We start from the raw sequence: 17,281 nt of genomic DNA, 5'->3' as shown, positions 1-17,281 counted from the left end.
TTAAAATTATTAATAATTCAATGCCCAAATGTAGCTATTATTTTTGAACCAATTTCTTTTTCCTTTTGTTTTTTGTATATCAAGGTATATTTGTCTAAGTTTGCCGCGTTTCATTAATCGATGCATTTATGAAGATTTATCATAAATTCCTTTTGTATCAAAATAAATGGATTCACCCTTACGTACGGATGACAGTGGGAGTAATGACTTCCATCACTTATTTGGCCTCCATCCTGCTGATTGTCGGCGTGGTCTATGAGCATGGCTTTACGATTTCAGAGGTCGAGGCGCATCAGCTCCAACGCTTGTACCATGGGGTGTGGATTGTTTTTCTGGTAGATGTCACCCTTCGCATTTTGCTGGAATACAAGGATACCCGGCGCACCTTCAGTAAGCTCACCTGGATACTGACCATTCTGCTCTATCTGACCCTTATCCCGGTCATTTTCCATCGTCCGGAGGAGGAGGGCGCCATCTTGCAGTTCTGGGAATTTCTGCATGGCAAGGCCTATCATCTTGTCCTGCTGCTGGTGTTTTCCTTTTTCAGCCTTTCCAACGGGCTGGTACGGTTGTTGGGGCGGCGTACGAACCCTTCGCTTATTCTGGCTGCAAGTTTCCTGATAATCATAATGATAGGCACGGGGCTGTTAATGTTGCCGCGCTGCACGGTGAACGGCATATCGTGGGTCGACTCGCTGTTCATATCCACCAGTGCGGTGTGCGTCACGGGGCTGACGTCTGTCGATGTGGCGTCCACTTTTACCCCGACCGGTTTTGTGGTAATCATTCTGCTGATTCAGATAGGCGGTCTGGGAGTGATGACACTGACGAGCTTCTTTGCCATGTTCTTCATGGGTAATACCTCGTTGTACAATCAGTTGGTGGTGCGCGACATGGTGAGTTCCAATTCCTTGAATTCCTTGCTCTCCACCCTGGTCTATATTCTGGCCTTTACGCTGGTGATTGAAGGAATAGGGATGCTTGCTATCTGGGGAGACATCCACGGGACGATGGGGATGGACCTTCAAGAAGAGCTGGCCTTTTCCGCTTTTCATGCCATTTCCGCTTTCTGCAATGCGGGATTCTCCACGTTGCCCGGAAATCTGGGTAATCCGTTGGTGATGACGGGGCACAACCCGTTCTTCATCTATATATCTCTGCTGATTATTTTGGGGGGTATCGGTTTCCCCATACTGGTGAATTTCAAGGATATTATTCTTTACCATCTGCGTCGTCTGTGGCACTTTCTGCGTACGTGGCATTGGGACGGCAAGCGTTTTTACCATCTGTACAACCTGAATACAAAGATTGTACTGATAGTCACCTTCCTGCTGCTGGTACTGGGCACGGTGGGCATTGCTGTCTTTGAGTGGAATGCCGCCTTCGCCGGCATGTCGGTGGCCGACAAGTGGACGCAGGCGTTTTTCAATGCCACGTGTCCCCGTACGGCAGGCTTTACCAGTGTGGACTTGGCAGGCTTGGGGGTACAGACATTGCTTATATATCTGTTTCTGATGTGGGTGGGAGGCGGTTCACAGTCTACGGCAGGCGGTATCAAGGTAAATGCCTTTGCGGTAGTGGTGCTGAATCTGGTGGCTGTGTTGCGCGGCACGGAACGGGTAGAGGTGTTTGGCCGTGAGCTGTCACACGATTCTATCCGTCGTTCCAATGCCACGGTGGTGATGTCGTTCGGCGTCTTGTTGCTGTTTGTTTTCATCATCAGTATGCTGGAGCCGGGTACGTCGCTTTTGGCCATTACCTTCGAGTGTGTGTCGGCATTGAGCACGGTGGGGTCCAGTTTGAACCTTACCCCACGGTTGGGAGACGACAGCAAGCTGCTGGTGGCACTGCTGATGTTTGTGGGGCGTGTGGGACTAATTACGCTGATGCTTGGCATCATCAAGCAGAAGAAGCATACGAAGTATCAGTATCCGAGTGGTCAGATTATTATCAATTAAATGAGATGAAGTATATTATTATCGGTTTAGGGAATTATGGTCACGTGCTGGCAGAAGAGCTTTCTGCACTGGGGCACGAAGTGATAGGTGCGGACGTGAGCGTCGGCCGGGTGGATAGTCTGAAGGAAAAGATTGCCACAGCCTTTGTCATCGACGCTACGGACGAGCAGGCCTTGTCCGTATTGCCGCTGAACAGTGTGGATGTGGTGATTGTTGCCATCGGCGAGAATTTCGGTGCATCCATCCGTGTAGTGGCTTTGCTGAAGCAGAAGAAGGTGCAGCATATCTATGCCCGCGCCATTGACGCTGTCCACCGTTCCGTGCTCGAGGCTTTTGAGCTGGAACGCATTCTTACTCCCGAGGAGGATGCCGCACGCGGACTGGTACAGTTGCTGGAATTCGGTGCCGATATGGAGACATTCCGCGTGGCACCGGATTATTATGTAGTCAAGTTCACCGTTCCGGACAAGTTCATTGGCTATTATGCCAATGAATTGAATCTCGATAAGGAGTTTGGCCTGAAGATGCTCGCCTTGAAACGTGCCGAGACTTTGAAGAATTGCCTGGGCATCTCGTATGTGGAACACAATGTACTGAACGAACTGCCGGAAAATGACCAGATACAAGCCGGCGACCAGTTAGTGTGCTACGGACGGTATAAGGATTTCCAGAAGTTCTGGAAAGCACTATGATAATTGGTAGTTGGAAATGTGTCAAAAGTGGTATTCACCCCCCATTTTCAACTAATCAAAGTCTTTCTCCCGACACCGATGATGGAAATAATCAGTCAGGAAGTGTGCATTCTTGCGTATGAACTCTTGCCCGTATTCTTTTCTTTGCAAACTGTTCAGATAAGCATCCGGAAGCATGCCTTCGTCTTGCAGGATGCAACTCAATTGGTAGGGGATAATGTCTGGGTTGACGATGAACATAATGGCGTTTTTCTCTGCTTCCTCCTTATTATAATTGGGGTTGTCCGGAGATTTGATGCATTCGCACAGCTTGAATTGGATATGTAGGCCGGTGTGCGGGTTGGCCATCAGCATGGCTCCGGTTTCTGTATGTATGCGTGGTATGTCCAGGTCTTCTTTCAAGCCGTATCCCATCTTGTTCAGCAGAAAATCAGAGATTTCCTCTTGCGATTGGCAGAATACAAAAGATTTCCCGCCGGATGCTTTTATGAAATCATGGAATGTAGCCTTTTCATTCGTCTTTTCTTTCTGTTTCGTCAAGTCGTCCACATATTCCGCCATTTTCTGGTCGTACTTGTTTTCGAGAAGCATGCCGCACTGCCACCATGCGTTGCCAAAATAAATCAGTTCGCAGATAAGGGTGCTTTTCCCTGCCTCTCGGCTACGGATGGCCGAAAGGTTCAAGGACTTCTTGGTTATCTTGAATTCGCCTTCGTCCTCACTGCACAAATCTTTGACGTACAGAAATTCATCGTCTTCTTTCTCCAGCAGATAGCAACTGTTTTCCCGTGCCTTCACTTTGCCCCAAAGCTGATGTTCGGGATGGGCTTTTCCGATGAGAGCCAGCCATTCCGGTGAGGTCAGCGACAGCAGGTTGCGGCGGCCTTTGAACGTCAGTGAGGTGCGTGTGGCATATATGAGGGTCTCTGCCATTTCGGGAGTAATCTTTTCATCATCCAGCAACCGTTCAGCTTCGTCCCGGCATTGGGCGACATTTTCGATGTTGAAGTAGCATTGGTAGTGAAACCAATCCAGTATCTCCCGGTAGCGGAAGAAATCTTCTTCTCCCATGGCAGAGTGGTATAGAAATTCCTGCATCCTTTCATTTTCGGGAGCGGTTTCGTATTCCTCTGCAAGCAGTCCGTATATCTCTTGTGCAGTCTGCTCTATTCCGGGATTCTCGGGGTTGATGGCGCTTATTCCCCGGCATAGATATTGTATATGGTGCCAAAGCAGAAAGCGTATGTCCTCCAGATTGATTTCATCCGGAAAATAATCGCCTTTGATGGGGTAGAAGGGCAGATAGGTTCCGTATCGCTTCCGGCACTCGGCAGTGAATGCCTGCCAGATGCCGGTCTGGGAGATGACGTCCTCAAACCATGCGGCGAGGCAGAGGCTTGTATAGCGTATGTTTTCCTCTTCTTCGAAGGCGTCGGCTATCGTTGAAGAGTAAAGTCTTTTGTGGATTTCGTTTGCAATGCCGACGTAGTACTGGTCAACGCTGTTTGTCTGCTTGTACGGATGCAGTTCCAACCATTTTTTGGGATATATTTTCTTCATGACTCTAAAGTGAGTTTGGTGTGTATTTTTTATATGTTTCATTTCCAGCGTAAAGATATGTTTTTTATGGGAATTTTCTTGTTTTTCCTCCTTTCGATTAGTATATTTGTATGCTACTATTAAATCGTTCCATCGTGTGGAAAAAATCATTCCACTATGGTGGAACGATTTTTCTTCCGTGGTGGAATGATATTTTCTCCATGGTGGAATGATTAAAGAATAGCATTTCTTCTCCTTAATGCCGTGGAAGAAGAAATGACGGAATTGCAGGACCATTTAAAAACAGAATATATATGAGTGCGTATTACGACCTTTTCGAGAAACCCGACGTCCGCCAGACCGGCGAGCAACAATCCCTTTATGCCCGCTTTGTCCCCAAGGGCACCATCGACCGCAAGGAATTTATCGAGCGTGTACATCTTTTCACCGGCCTCAGCCGCAGCCTGCTGGAAGGAGCGATGGCAGGCTTTATGGACGAGTTGCGCGACTGCCTTGCCAATGGCTGGACGGTGGAGCTGGGCGAACTGGGTTACTTCACCCCCTCTTTGAGTTGTACCCGCCAGGCGACGGACAAGAAAGAGCTTCGTGCTGCCTCCATCGCTTTGCGCGGGTTGAATTTCCGTCTGGGCAGGGAGTTCTATAAGGATTTGAAAGGTAAGATGCAGTTGGAGCGTTGTCCGCAATCGGCATCGGCGCCTGCTTCGTCTGCCGATGAGGCGTTGGGCGTGGAGCAGCGCTGGCAGTTGCTGGATGAGTATTTGCAGCAGTATCCCTGCATCAATCGCTCTCAGTATGCACGGCTGGCAGGACGTAGTTATAAGCAGGCGGTTGTCGATTTGAATAGGTTTATAGAAGAAGGGGTGTTGATGAGGCATGGGATGGGGCCGAGTGTGGTGTATGCCAGAAAGAGGTAAAATTCAAGATGTGTATTTGCATCCGAATCGAAATGCAAAGGACATATCCCGTGAGCTCAATATGGATAAAGGGCTGTTATTCCGCATATTGAAAAAGCTGGAGGCAAATCATTCTCGACACCCCCAAGAATACGGACAGAGCACATCTGTTTTATGAGAAAGCCGGATTCAAGAAAATAGAGAAAGAAGAACTCCCCATCGAATACGATTATCCGTATGATGACAGTGACTTCTTCTGCCTGACCTTGAACGGATACCAATAAATTTACGGTTATTAGAAATTTAATCGGATAAATTAAGATTTATGGAGATACATAAAGTCCATTCTGTTTTTTTCAGTGCTACATTTACTACCAAAGCCATCGTGCAGGGTATCGTCAAGCAGCTGCACGCCGATAATATCCAACATGACATTACGAGTAATGTTTTAATCCCCCGGTTTGAGATTGGGACGCAATGAATTGTTGGTCGTAGGCGTGCCGTCCTATTCAGGAAGAGTGCCCGACACGTGCCATTGCGTTGGAGAACCCCATAAAGACAGATGAAAGTCAATGTATTTCATGTGGAAGGTGCATTGCCCTATGTCCTGTCGGCTCACGAAACTACCACTATCCATTTTTCGGAAAAAAGAGTTTGGAGTTTGCAAGCGCAAATTCAGAGAGAAAAGAACCTGAACTTTTTTACGCTGTCAATTAAAGATGCCGTAAAGGATAAAAACAATGTATGATTAAGGAATAAAATTTCTTAGTCATTGTCTATCAGTTCCTTTCTTTTTCTCCAATATCCTTTTTTATCCTACGAAAACCTCCTTAAACCTCCGTTAAAGCACCACCCCGTTTTCTGCCCGTTGTATCTTTGCATCGTGGTCACAAAGAAACTGGTTTTGCAGACTGACGAGCGAACAAGACCGACTTTTATTAATCAACTTAAAATTAAAAAACTATGGCTTTGAATTATGAAGTAAAAAAGAGAGTATTCGGTTTTGACGAGACAAAAACGGAAAAGTACGTGGCGCAGATGAAAACTTTGGGTGTGGTAGGTTTTAAGGATTTATGCGACGAGGTTTCCAAGATAGGCATGGCGCCTCGCGGTGTGGTGAAGTTGGTGCTGGACGGATTGATCGACACCTTGAATATGGATATCAACAAGGGATTTTCGGTACAGCTGGGTGAGTTCGGCTGTTTCCGTCCCGGCATCAACGCCAAGAGCCAGGACAAGCTGGAAGATGTGAAGGCAAGCACGATTTATCGCCGCAAGATTATCTTCACTCCGGGCTTCTACTTTAAGGATATGCTGACCCGTGCCAGTGTAGAGAAGATGGATTGGTCGGGCAACGGCACCGTTTCTGGTGGGGGTAGCTCCAAACCAAATCCGGATGGCGGCGGTTCCGATGGCGACCAGGGAGAAAATCCGTTAGGATAAACATTCTGTAAATAAGGAGAATATGAACTTTCTCAGAAAAAGGTTCATATTCTCCTTGAAATACTTGACTTCGCCTTTTGAATATCGTATCTTTACATCAATCATTTAAAAATCAGACAAACTGCTATGGAAACAGAAAATGGCTTTCGTATCACGACTTATAAAAAGAAAGATTTGGCATGCCTCTATTGCCCCAATGCTACTGCACGTTGCGCCATCCGCACCCTGACGCGGTGGATAAAACGGAATCACGAGCTGTATGAAGCCTTGGCGCATACCGGGTACAATGTAAGGACACGGACATTCATGCCGAAGCAGGTGAGCCTTATCGTACAGTATTTGGACGAACCTTAATATTCTTTTCAACCTCATTTATTATGTTAAAGCGGGAAGTTGCGGTTAAACTTCCTGCTTTTGTTTTTGTCATAGATACGTTGCAACACAATAGGTATAACTAACATAAGGTATTAATTAAAAAAAGAGAAAAATGATGAAAAGAATAGTTCTGATATGGATGGCCGCCTTCCTGATGGGTGGCATGGCAATGGCACAACATGCCCGCCACAGTGATAAAATGCCCGAACCGAAAGTCCGTGCCGAGCGCATGACGGAACGGATGGTGAAAGAGTACTCCTTGAACGATACGCAGAAACAACAACTGCTGGAGGCAAATCTAGCATTGGTTGAGAAAATGGGAGATATGCCGATGCATCGTGCCAAAGCACACAAGCATCATAAGAGAGATGGCAAGCGCCATCAATTGACGGATGAGCAACGCGCGCAGAAAAAAGCGGAGATGGAAAAGAAGCGTGAAGAGATGAAGACTGCCCGTATTGCTTATGATTCACAACTCCGGAAGATTATGACGGAAGAACAATATGCTGCATACAGCAAGAAAGTGCAGGATAGAAAAGCAAAAATGGAATCTAAAAGAAAATAAATTTTCTATTGCATTCAATTTGTACTATTTTTGTCCGGTCAACTACTAAAAAACAGAACGATGAAGAATATAGTCTATATTTTAGTGTGTGCATCGGTCATCTTCTTCACTGCTTGTTCGTCGCAAGACAAGAATAAGAAAGACGGTACGCAGGTATTGATGCAGGATAGTACAGAAATTGCCGGCCCACAGCGCATGCAGGTGTCTGATGTAAAAACATCCTTTACGTATAAGGGAAAAGAGTATCAGTCTTCTGTAGTGCGCCGGCCGGATGAATCTCTGCCGATAGTGAAAAACGAGCAGGGGGAGAAATTTGTGGATAACCGTATCACCTTGCGCATCACGTGCGGCGGGAAGCAGGTGGTGGATAAAGTGTTCACCAAAGATAATTTTGCTTCGTTGGTGGATGCCAAGTTCATGAAGTACTCTATTCTTGAGGGGCTGGTCTATGACAAGACCACTCCGCAAGGAATCATATACGCGGCCAGCGTCTGCTATCCGCAATCCGACCTTTATGTTCCCATCAGACTGACCATTACGGCTGACGGGAAAATCTCCATGGCAAAAGAAGAACTGATGGAGGATTATCAGACAGACAGCATTGATTAGTGGATAGTTTTCCAGATTGTTTCCAGTTTTATAGACCATCTTTGCCGGTATGAAAATCCTGATTGTAGAAGATGAGCAAGATTTGCGGGAAACCATCCGCACTTCGCTCTTGAAAGAAAAGTTTGTTGTAGAGACCGCTGCCGACTATTTTTCGGCATTGGATAAAATCAATGACTACGATTACGACTGCATTCTGCTGGATATCATGTTGCCTGGCGGGAGCGGTCTGGACTTGCTGCGTGAGCTGAAACGGCTGCATCGCAGTGACAGTGTGCTTATTATCTCGGCCAAAGACTCGCTGGACGACAAGGTGGACGGGCTGGAACTGGGAGCCGACGATTACCTTACAAAGCCTTTCCATCTGGCAGAACTCAATGCACGTGTCAAGTCATTGATACGTCGGCGGCAGGCGAAGGGAGATGTGACCGTCACCCTTGGAAATCTTTTGCTCTACCCCGACAAACGGCAGGTAGAGATAAACGGAAAACCCTTGCAGCTGAACCGCAAGGAGTTCGACCTGCTCTATTATTTTGTAGTCAACCCCGGCCGGGTCATCAATAAAATGAGCCTTGCCGAGTCGGTGTGGGGAGACAATATAGACCAGGCGGATTCGTTGGATTTTATCTACTCGCAAGTGAAGAATCTGCGTAAGAAATTGAAACAAGCTGAGGCTACCATAGAATTAAAGGCTGTCTATGGATTCGGCTACAAACTCTCCGAACTATGAAGCTGCTGAGCTACACCTACCGCAAACTTGCATTGCTGCTGTTTCTGTTGATGGCAGTGTGGGGTGTGCTGTTCTATTACGCAATCATTGACGAGGTGGTGGATGAGACGGACGATACGTTGGAGAATTACGGTGAGATATTGATGGAGAGTGCGCTTCACGACCCCTCGATACTCGAAACGGAAGGCTCGTTGATGTCTTTCTATAAGTTCACCCCTATATCCGAAGAGGAAGGGCGGCATTACAGACAAGTGTTCTATGATGCTACGGTTTATATCGAACTGGAGGATGAAGACGAACCGGTACGTGTCATGTGTACCGCTTTCCGTATGCCCGACGGGCAATATTATGAGTTGAAACTGATGATTTCCATTTTGGAGCGGGATGACATGGTGGAGGCTATGCTTTGGTATCTGGGAGCGCTGTTCCTGTTGTTTCTCATCTGTACTTCCATCGGCATCCAGTTGGTGCTGAAGGGAGTGTTCCGTCCGTTACATAGGTTGCTTGACTGGCTGCACTGCATTCAGCCCGGCAAGGAGGTGCCTCCATTGGACAACCCGACGAAGATACGGGAGTTCCGCCAGCTGAGCGATGCTGCATTGGATATGGGCAACCGCAGCTACAAGGCATACGAGGAGCAGAAGCAGTTCATCGAGAATGCCTCGCATGAGTTGCAGACACCGCTTGCCATCGTGAGGGGAAAAGTGGAACTGCTGGCTGAGAGTGAAGGGATGACGGAACAGCAAATGGAGCAGCTGGACGAGATATATGCCACGCTGGGGCGTGCCGTAAAACTGAACAAGTCCCTGCTGTTGCTTTCCCGTATAGAGAACGGGCAGTATACCGAGATGGAGGATGTCTCGGTGGATGAGATATTGGATGAACTCTTGCCCGACCTGATGGATATCTATGAACATAAGCAGGTGAGACTGATACGAAAACGGGAGGAGCAGCCTTTTATCATCCGTTGCAACCATTCGCTGGCGCAAATACTGGTTTCCAATCTTGTGAAGAACTCGTTGCTGCACAATAGGGAAGGGGGAGAGTTGCAGGTGTTTACTACTCCCGCTTCTCTGGTCATCAGGAATACGGGGGATGCCCCTTTGGATGGAGAGAAGTTGTTCCGGCGTTTCTATCATGGCATGGATGGCAAGAAGGACTCCACCGGACTGGGGCTTGCCATAGCGCGTTCCATTGCGTTGTCGTCTTCATTGAAGCTCACGTATGAATGGCAGGACGGTATGCATACCTTTCGTCTGGTTAAAGAAAGTAAAATTTACTGTTAACTGCGGTTATTCCTAAATCTTTCCTAATTCTCTACCGTTATTTGCAATGTGAATAATATGAAATTTATTAGTAACATTAAAAAATAACGATTATGAAGAAAGTATTGTCTATTCTTGTGTTGGCTCTTGTAGCTGTTCAGTTTGCCTTTGCCGGTGATGTCATCACTCAGGATACCAAGCAGCTTCCGCTGACGGCACGCAATTTTATCAACCAGTATTTCTCGAAACCGCACATTTCACACATCAAGATTGAAAGTGAAATATTGCAGACTAAAAAATATGAAGTGCTGTTGACAGACCGTACGGAAATAGACTTCGACAAGAAAGGAAATTGGTTGGAAGTGGATTGCAAGAAGTCCGCTGTTCCCGAAGCATTGATTCCGGTTCCGGTAAAGGAGTATGTGAAGGCTAACTTCCCGAGAGAGATTATTACTAAAATCGAACGCGGACGTACCGGTGTGGAAATTGAATTGGGTAATGACTACTCTTTGAAGTTCAACAAAAAGGGAAAGTTCGTCAGCATGGACGATTGATTCTCCAGTAACTATTAACCTAAACTTTATAGAGAAATGATGAGAATGAAGATTCAAATGTTGGCGATGATGTTCATCGCCGCCTTGGCACTTGGTGCATGCAGTGATGATGACGACAAGGATGATGTCAAAGTGCCCGAAGCAATGTCACAAGCATTGAAGTCCAAATACCCTTCCGCAATCCATGTGGAATGGGAACAGAAAGGGGGCTATTTCGTTGCAGATTGTAAAGTGGATGGGCAGGAAAAGGATGTATGGTTCAATAATCAGGCGGAATGGCAACTGACGGAAACCGAATTGCTTTGGAATAATCTTCCGGGAACAGTACAGACCTCTTTCAGCGCCAGTGAGTATGCCGGTTGGAAGATAGAGGAGATTGTTCTTTTGGAGTATCCGGTAGTGCCTATGCAGTTTGTCATTGAAGTTGAAAAGGGAAATGCAGAGTATCAATTGTTCTATTCGGAAGAAGGCGGCTTGCTACAGACAAAAGATGTGAGCGGTAATAGGGATGATACGCATTGGCCGGTAAAACTTGATTAGAGAAGAGTTAAGGATAAGGGATTAAGGACATTAGTGTTGTGCAATCATATTGAAAACTTAATCCCTTAATCCTTAATCCCTTATCCTTAACTACATCGGCTTATAATCCTTCGCCAGTCCTCCTTCGCTGGTTTCTTTGTAGAGGGAGGGCAGGTCGTTTCCGGTTTCTTTCATGACTTCCACCACTTTGTCGAATGACACGCGGTGCATGCCGTCGGTGAAGGAGGAGTAAAGGTTGGCATCCAAGGCGCGTGCGGCGGCGTAGGCATTACGTTCGATGCACGGGATTTGTACCAGTCCGCAAACTGGGTCGCAGGTCATACCCAAATGATGCTCCAATCCCATTTCGGCGGCATATTCTATTTGTGCCGGACTGCCTCCAAACAATTGGTTGGCTGCGGCTGATGCCATGGAACATGCTACACCTACCTCTGCCTGGCATCCGGCTTCCGCTCCCGAAATGGAAGCGTTGGTCTTCACGATGTTTCCTATCAGTCCAGCTGTGGCAAGGGCACGAAGTATGCGTGTGTCGCTGAACTCCCGGCTTTTTTGCAGATGATAGAGCACTGCCGGTACAATGCCACACGAACCGCAGGTAGGTGCAGTGACAATGACCCCACCTGACGCATTTTCTTCACTTACTGCCAAGGCATAGGCAAATACCAGTCCGCGCGACTGGAGGGAAGCCTTGTAGCCACTGGCACGTATATAATAGGTAGAAGCCTTTCGGCGCAGATTCAGAGGGCCGGGCAAGACTCCTTCACTATCCAATCCCCGTTTTACGGCAGCCTGCATGGTTTTCCATACCTCCTGCAGGTAATCCCAAATGTCGCTTTCCTCGCATTCCTTGACGTACTCCCAGTAACTTTTTCCGGTACGTTCACACCATTGCAGTATTTCGGTCATACTGTTCATTTCGTATACATCCGGGGTGTTTACGGATGATGCTCCATCATTCTCTTCTGCCAGGGCACCGCCGCCGACGCTGAATACGGTCCATTGGTCGGTCTCCTTGCCTTCGCTGTCCAAAGAGACGAATTTCATACCGTTGGGATGGAAGGGCAGGAATATTTTGGGCTCCCAGATTATTTCTACCGGTGCTGCGGGTTGCAGTGTCTCGGTGATGGCAACATTGGTCATGTGCCCCTTGCCGGTAGCGGCGAGGCTTCCGTATAGGGTTACTTGGAAGGCGGCTGCTTCGGGATGCCTTTCCAGGAATATCTGAGCTGCCTTGCGCGGCCCCATAGTGTGGCTACTGGATGGACCGGTACCGATACGGTAGAGTTCTTTGATTGATTTCATATATTTCAGATTTATGATTTCAGATTTATGATTTAATTATCAACTGTCAATTATCCATTAACTCAAGTCTACTACGGTAATGCCTGCTCCGCCGAACTGTATATGTTCGTCGGCAAAGTGGCGCACTCCGGGAACGGTTTCCAGATATTGGCGGATAAGCGTGCGCAGGATACCCGTTCCTGTTCCGTGAAGGATACGCACACGCGACATGCCGACGAGGATAGCATCATCAATGAAATAGGTGACGGCTTGCAGCGCTTCGTCGCCACGCATGCCACGGACATCAATGTCTTGCTTGAAATGTAGTTTCTTCTCATACATGCTGTCTTGGGTCTGGACGCTGATGAAAGTGCTTTTGGCGGACACGTCAGCTTGTTTGGGCTGCGCGTTGGTGCGTTCTAGCCTGTCCAGCTTGACGGTAGTCTTGATGCTGCCGAACGCGATAATCGCATTCTTGCCGTTCACTTCCATTACCTCGCCCACAGAGGTCTGTCCCTTTATTCTGACGTTGCAGCCGGGGACGATTGCCGCGAGGCGTTCCGCTTCTTTCCGCGCCTGCTGTTCTGCCAAAGCCTGGGCAGACGGTCCGTTCTCTTTTCCATTGCCTGCTTTCTTTTCCTTTTTCCGGTTCTGCTTTTCTTTCAGCTTTTCCATCTTGCGGGCAATTTTTTCTTCCAGTTCCTTGTTGGCAAGCGCTTCCATTGATTCGCGGAAGTCCGTCAACTCCTGGCGGGCCTGGCGTGTCTTTTCTTTTTCTGCCTGGGCTTCTTTGATGGAGCGTATGGTGTTCTCGATGCGTGCATTGGCTTCCTGCATCAGTTGCTCCACCTCTTCTTTCGCTTTGCGCAGAATATCCTTCCGGGATTTCTGCAAATCTTCGATTTCGGTCTGATAACGCTCGATGGTCTCTTCCATGTGCTTTTCACGCTGGCGTATTGTCTGGCGTTTGCCTTCCCAATAGCGTTTGTCGCGCACAATGTCCTGCAGGTACTTATCGGCGTTGATGTATTCGCTGCCCACAATTTCCGAGGCATCGGCGATGACATCTTCCGGCAGACCTATCTTGCGGGCAATCTCCACAGCGAACGAACTGCCCGGATTGCCTATCTGTAGTTGGAACAGTGCCTGCATCAGATGGCGGTCGTAGAGCATGGCGCCATTCACTACACCTTCGTGGTCTTCGGCAAAATGCTTCAGGTTCTGGTAGTGTGTGGTGATGACACCGAACGTCTGTTTCTGGTTGAAACGCTTCAATACGGCTTCGGCAATGGCACCTCCTATCTGGGGTTCTGTTCCGCCCCCGAATTCATCAATCAGGATGAGGCTCCGTTCGTTGCAGCTTTTCATCATGATTTTCATGTTCGTAAGGTGGGAGGAGTAGGTGCTCAAATCATCTTCAATGGACTGCTCGTCACCGATGTCGATGAATATACTGCTGAATATTCCGGCATGACTGCGTTCGTGCATCGGGATGAGTAGTCCGGATTGCAGCATGTATTGTAATAAGCCTACTGTCTTTAAGCAGACGGACTTGCCGCCTGCGTTCGGACCGGAGATGATGAGGATACGTTGCTTCTCATTCAGTTCGATGTCAAGCGGTACGACTTTTTTGCCATGTTTGGCGAGAGAAAGTTGCAAGAGTGGGTGTACCGCCATTGTCCAGTCCAGCAGTTGCTTGTTTTCGAGAGCCGGTTTCAGTCCGGATATTTGCTCGGCAAACAATGCTTTGGCACGTATGAAGTCTATTTCGGCAAGGAACTCGTATGATAGCAGTACGTCGGGGATGGAGGGACGCAACTGGTTGGAGAAGCCCGTCAGGATGCGGATAATTTCTCTGCGTTCGTCACCTTCAAGTTCTCGTATGCGATTGTTGGCTTCCACTACTTCGGCAGGCTCGATGAATACGGTTTTACCACTGGCCGACTCGTCGTGTACAATACCGCGTATTTTCCGTTTCAGTGCCGGTGCAACGGGAATGACCAGACGGCCGTCACGCATGGTGGGTGTTACGTCTTTGTCCACAACGCCCTCGGACTGGGCATTTCGTAGAATACTGTTCAGTGAGCGGGAGATGCTTCCCATGGTACTTGCCAGTTCCCGACGGATGCGTGCCAGTTCTGCGGAGGCGTTGTCCTTGATTTTTCCGTAAGGAGAGAGGATGCCGTTTATTTTCGCTATGAGCTGCGGGAAGACGGTGATGTCTCTCGCCAGCTTTTTCAGGCAAGGGTAGGGGGAAGCGCTTTCTTCCTCATCATCGTCGCTTTTCTGTAGGAAGCGTACTATATCGCGTATGGTTTCCAGCGAACGGCGCAGGTCGAAAAGTTCTGGCTCGTCCAGATACATGCCTTCCACGCGTATGCGTTTCAGTGACGGACGTACATCAAAAAAGTATTGTGCCGGGAAGTTGTCTTCTTCTTGGAGTATGCGTACAAATTCGGTGACTTGGTCCAGACGCTCCTCCACCTCTCCAAAGTGGTCGGAGAATGCCATGTCCATCACCCGTTCTTCACCAAGTGTACTGAGGCATTTTTCTTTCAGCAATCGGCGTATTTGGTCGAAACCTATTTTCTGTTCAAAGTTCTGCGGATATATCATGGTGCAAAAGTACTATTAATTCATGAAAAAAGAGAAAGGAAGTTTGCAGAATTAAAAATGATTTGTACCTTTGCATCGCTTTAAGAAAAAAGCACTTCCCGAAAAGGAAGTTTTTAGGAGAGGTGGCAGAGTGGTCGATTGCGGCGGTCTTGAAAACCGTTGTACTGCGAGGTACCGGGGGTTCGAATCCCTCCCTCTCCGCTGAACTAACCGGACAATACCGGACAGTAAGCAGACAAGTCCCACAAATTCAATGATTTGTGGGACTTTTTTTTATCCCCTTGTGTCTGCCTTAAAGTACACCTTTTCGCCCCTAAAAGACAAAGTTCGTAACCTAACTCGTACCCCCGACAAACAAAAACGGAAAGGGGGTACAGATTGTCCGAAATTGGCGAACTCCTGTCGCTATTTGGCTTGCCTGCATAGAACTCATTTTTAGAGAATTACAATAGTTTTGCTACTTAAAAAGTGAGTTATGAAATCGACATTCAACATTTGCTTTTACGCAAAGAAAGACAAACAAAAAGCCAACGGTGCGTACCCCCTTTTCGCCCGTATTACAGTGGACGGCGTGGCGAGCCGTTTTAACACCAAGTTGGACGTGTTACCCTCTATTTGGGACGGCAAAATGGGCAAGGCTACCGGACGTACTGCGGAAGCCAGCCGCATAAACCGTATGCTGGATGATATAAACGCATCCTTGAACACCATTTACCACGAAATGCAGCGGCGTGACAACTACGTGACCGCCGAGAAAGTGAAGAACGAGTTTTTAGGTCATAGTGAGAGCCACGAAACAATCCTTACCCTGTTCCAAAAGCACAATGACGATGTGAAGCAGTTGGTCGGCATATCCAAGACGATAGCGACTTACCGCAAGTATGAAGTCACCCGCCGCCACCTTGCCGAGTTCATTCAAAGCAAGTACAATGTATCGGACATATCCATTAAGGAGATAACGCCGATGCTCATTACCGATTTTGAGTTGTACCTGCGTACAGCCTGCAAGTGCGGTTACAACACTACCGCCAAGTTCATGCAGTTCTTCAAGCGCATCATCATCATAGCCCGTAACAACGGCATATTGGTAAATGACCCGTTCGCCAGTTATAAAATCCGGTTGGAGAAAGTGGATAGGGGCTACTTGACGGAGGACGAGATAAAAATCATCCTCAAAAAGAGAATGGTTTCCGAACGGCTGGAACACGTCAGGGACTTGTTCATCTTTGCCTGCTTCACCGGGCTTGCCTATATAGATGTAGCCGGGCTTACGCAAGATAATATCCGCAAATCCTTTGACGGCAACCTTTGGATAATGACAAAGCGGCAAAAGACGAATACGGACGTTAATGTTCCTCTGCTGGATATTCCCAAGATGATTTTGAAGAAGTACAAGGGCAAGTTACCGAATGGCAAGATACTTCCCATAATCAGCAATCAGAAGCTAAACGCCTACTTGAAAGAGATTGCCGATGTATGCGGAATTAAAAAGAACCTGACATTCCACCTTGCCCGGCACACGTTCGCAACGACCACCACACTATCAAAGGGCGTACCCATTGAAACGGTTTCCAAGATGCTGGGACACACCAATATCGAAACGACACAAATTTACGCCCGCATCACTAACAGCAAGATAGGCAGCGATATGCAGGGGCTTGACAAGAAGTTTGTCGGCATCGAGAAGATTTACAAGGAAGTCGCCATGTAATCTTGATTATTGGGAACTGGTCACAATTTGTGACCAGTCCTTACTATTTATTCCAACATTACTTAATTCCCTAAAATATACAATTATGGATTTACAGATTATCCAAAACAAGATTTTTGAAGTCAGAGGTTGCCGGGTGATGCTTGATTATCATTTGGCAGAACTCTACCAAGTGGAAACACGAGCCTTGAAACAAGCGGTCAAACGTAATATCGACCGCTTCCCCAGTGATTTCATGTTTGTTCTCGCCCAAGAGGAAGCTAACTTACTGTTATCCATAGGGGTGTCACAAAATGTGATACCCCCTGCTTACAACTTCGGCGTTGCTATGCCTATGGCTTTCACCGAACAGGGCGTAGCCATGCTTTCTTCGGTTCTCCGCTCCAAAGTAGCCATAGAAGTAAACATTTCAATCATGCGGGCTTTTGTCCTCATGCGTCAAATGGTAATCTGTAGCTAACACTTGAAAAGGGACCCGGAACAACATTTAAA

At 47.6% G+C, this 17,281-nt stretch carries 17 protein-coding genes, 1 tRNA gene and 2 pseudogenes; 17 read left to right on the top strand and 3 right to left on the bottom strand.

What is annotated here, in order from left to right; all coding sequences use genetic code 11:
• Positions 1-128: 128 nt before the first annotated feature.
• A complete protein-coding gene (locus tag DWZ03_RS05460; RefSeq protein WP_022401997.1) occupies positions 129-1,958 on the top strand; it encodes a TrkH family potassium uptake protein in 1,830 nt (609 codons plus the stop codon).
• Positions 1,959-1,963: 5 nt separating this feature from the next.
• Positions 1,964-2,650 carry a potassium channel family protein gene (locus DWZ03_RS05455; protein ID WP_120129126.1) on the top strand — a complete coding sequence of 229 codons (687 nt, stop codon included), beginning with the start codon at positions 1,964-1,966 and terminating at the stop codon, positions 2,648-2,650.
• 51 nt (positions 2,651-2,701) lie between these two features.
• On the opposite strand, the gene DWZ03_RS05450 is transcribed toward DWZ03_RS05455, so the two are convergent.
• Positions 2,702-4,210 (bottom strand): DUF3843 family protein, encoded by a 1,509-nt coding sequence (locus DWZ03_RS05450; RefSeq protein ID WP_229122544.1) that lies wholly within the window; start codon positions 4,208-4,210, stop codon positions 2,702-2,704.
• Between the two features lie 293 nt (positions 4,211-4,503).
• Between DWZ03_RS05450 and DWZ03_RS05445 the strand changes: the two genes are divergently transcribed.
• From DWZ03_RS05445 to DWZ03_RS05390, 12 genes and pseudogenes are all read left to right on the top strand, one after another.
• Positions 4,504-5,124 (top strand): DsbA family protein, encoded by a 621-nt coding sequence (locus tag DWZ03_RS05445; RefSeq protein ID WP_005832650.1) that lies wholly within the window; start codon positions 4,504-4,506, stop codon positions 5,122-5,124.
• A 304-nt stretch (positions 5,125-5,428) separates the two neighbouring features.
• A complete protein-coding gene (locus DWZ03_RS19945) occupies positions 5,429-5,584 on the top strand; it encodes a hypothetical protein (RefSeq protein WP_165853744.1) in 156 nt (51 codons plus the stop codon).
• Positions 5,585-5,643: 59 nt separating this feature from the next.
• Positions 5,644-5,691: pseudogene (locus DWZ03_RS20450) on the top strand (hypothetical protein); the annotation flags it as partial.
• Positions 5,687-5,851: a 4Fe-4S ferredoxin gene (locus tag DWZ03_RS05430; RefSeq protein ID WP_394798708.1), complete on the top strand. Its 165-nt coding sequence runs from the start codon at positions 5,687-5,689 to the stop codon at positions 5,849-5,851. The pseudogene DWZ03_RS20450 and the gene DWZ03_RS05430, both read left to right, overlap by 5 nt.
• Before the next feature lie 215 nt (positions 5,852-6,066).
• On the top strand, positions 6,067-6,546 hold the full coding sequence (locus DWZ03_RS05425; protein ID WP_009038158.1) for an HU family DNA-binding protein: 480 nt from the start codon (positions 6,067-6,069) through the stop codon (positions 6,544-6,546).
• Between the two features lie 126 nt (positions 6,547-6,672).
• The gene (locus DWZ03_RS05420) at positions 6,673-6,900 is read left to right on the top strand and encodes a DUF4248 domain-containing protein (protein WP_005831704.1); all 228 of its coding nucleotides are present in this window, start codon (positions 6,673-6,675) and stop codon (positions 6,898-6,900) included.
• A gap of 136 nt (positions 6,901-7,036) precedes the next feature.
• Positions 7,037-7,486: a DUF4890 domain-containing protein gene (locus DWZ03_RS05415; RefSeq protein WP_005832642.1), complete on the top strand. Its 450-nt coding sequence runs from the start codon at positions 7,037-7,039 to the stop codon at positions 7,484-7,486.
• 60 nt (positions 7,487-7,546) lie between these two features.
• Positions 7,547-8,095: a DUF4738 domain-containing protein gene (locus DWZ03_RS05410; protein WP_005831701.1), complete on the top strand. Its 549-nt coding sequence runs from the start codon at positions 7,547-7,549 to the stop codon at positions 8,093-8,095.
• A gap of 49 nt (positions 8,096-8,144) precedes the next feature.
• On the top strand, positions 8,145-8,822 hold the full coding sequence (locus tag DWZ03_RS05405; protein WP_005832639.1) for a response regulator transcription factor: 678 nt from the start codon (positions 8,145-8,147) through the stop codon (positions 8,820-8,822).
• The gene (locus DWZ03_RS05400) at positions 8,819-10,108 is read left to right on the top strand and encodes a sensor histidine kinase (RefSeq protein WP_005831698.1); all 1,290 of its coding nucleotides are present in this window, start codon (positions 8,819-8,821) and stop codon (positions 10,106-10,108) included. Before DWZ03_RS05405 ends, DWZ03_RS05400 begins: the two co-directional genes overlap by 4 nt.
• Positions 10,109-10,200: 92 nt before the next feature.
• Positions 10,201-10,641 carry a PepSY-like domain-containing protein gene (locus DWZ03_RS05395; RefSeq protein WP_005831697.1) on the top strand — a complete coding sequence of 147 codons (441 nt, stop codon included), beginning with the start codon at positions 10,201-10,203 and terminating at the stop codon, positions 10,639-10,641.
• Positions 10,642-10,677: 36 nt separating this feature from the next.
• Positions 10,678-11,181 (top strand): PepSY-like domain-containing protein, encoded by a 504-nt coding sequence (locus DWZ03_RS05390; protein ID WP_005831695.1) that lies wholly within the window; start codon positions 10,678-10,680, stop codon positions 11,179-11,181.
• A gap of 90 nt (positions 11,182-11,271) precedes the next feature.
• Here the strand turns inward: DWZ03_RS05390 and DWZ03_RS05385 are convergent, their stop codons facing one another.
• Both DWZ03_RS05385 and DWZ03_RS05380 read right to left on the bottom strand, forming a co-directional pair.
• Complete coding sequence (locus tag DWZ03_RS05385) at positions 11,272-12,483, bottom strand: L-serine ammonia-lyase (RefSeq protein ID WP_005831694.1); 1,212 nt, start codon at positions 12,481-12,483, stop codon at positions 11,272-11,274.
• A gap of 57 nt (positions 12,484-12,540) precedes the next feature.
• Complete coding sequence (locus tag DWZ03_RS05380) at positions 12,541-15,078, bottom strand: endonuclease MutS2 (protein WP_022402003.1); 2,538 nt, start codon at positions 15,076-15,078, stop codon at positions 12,541-12,543.
• Positions 15,079-15,194: 116 nt separating this feature from the next.
• Here DWZ03_RS05380 and DWZ03_RS05375 point away from each other — a divergent pair.
• The 3 genes and pseudogenes from DWZ03_RS05375 to DWZ03_RS05365 all read left to right on the top strand — a co-directional run.
• Positions 15,195-15,279, top strand: a tRNA-Ser gene (locus DWZ03_RS05375).
• 274 nt (positions 15,280-15,553) lie between these two features.
• Entirely contained in the window at positions 15,554-16,789 is a 1,236-nt protein-coding gene (locus DWZ03_RS05370; protein ID WP_120129119.1) for a site-specific integrase, read from the top strand.
• A gap of 85 nt (positions 16,790-16,874) precedes the next feature.
• Positions 16,875-17,240 (top strand): annotated as a pseudogene (locus DWZ03_RS05365) (ORF6N domain-containing protein); the annotation flags it as partial.
• Between the last annotated feature and the right edge of the window lie 41 nt (positions 17,241-17,281).

Origin of the sequence: Bacteroides sp. AF29-11 (assembly GCF_003602895.1) — a bacterium.
Lineage (GTDB): Bacteria > Bacteroidota > Bacteroidia > Bacteroidales > Bacteroidaceae > Bacteroides > Bacteroides uniformis.
This window is presented reverse-complemented; position numbering and strand designations above follow the sequence as displayed.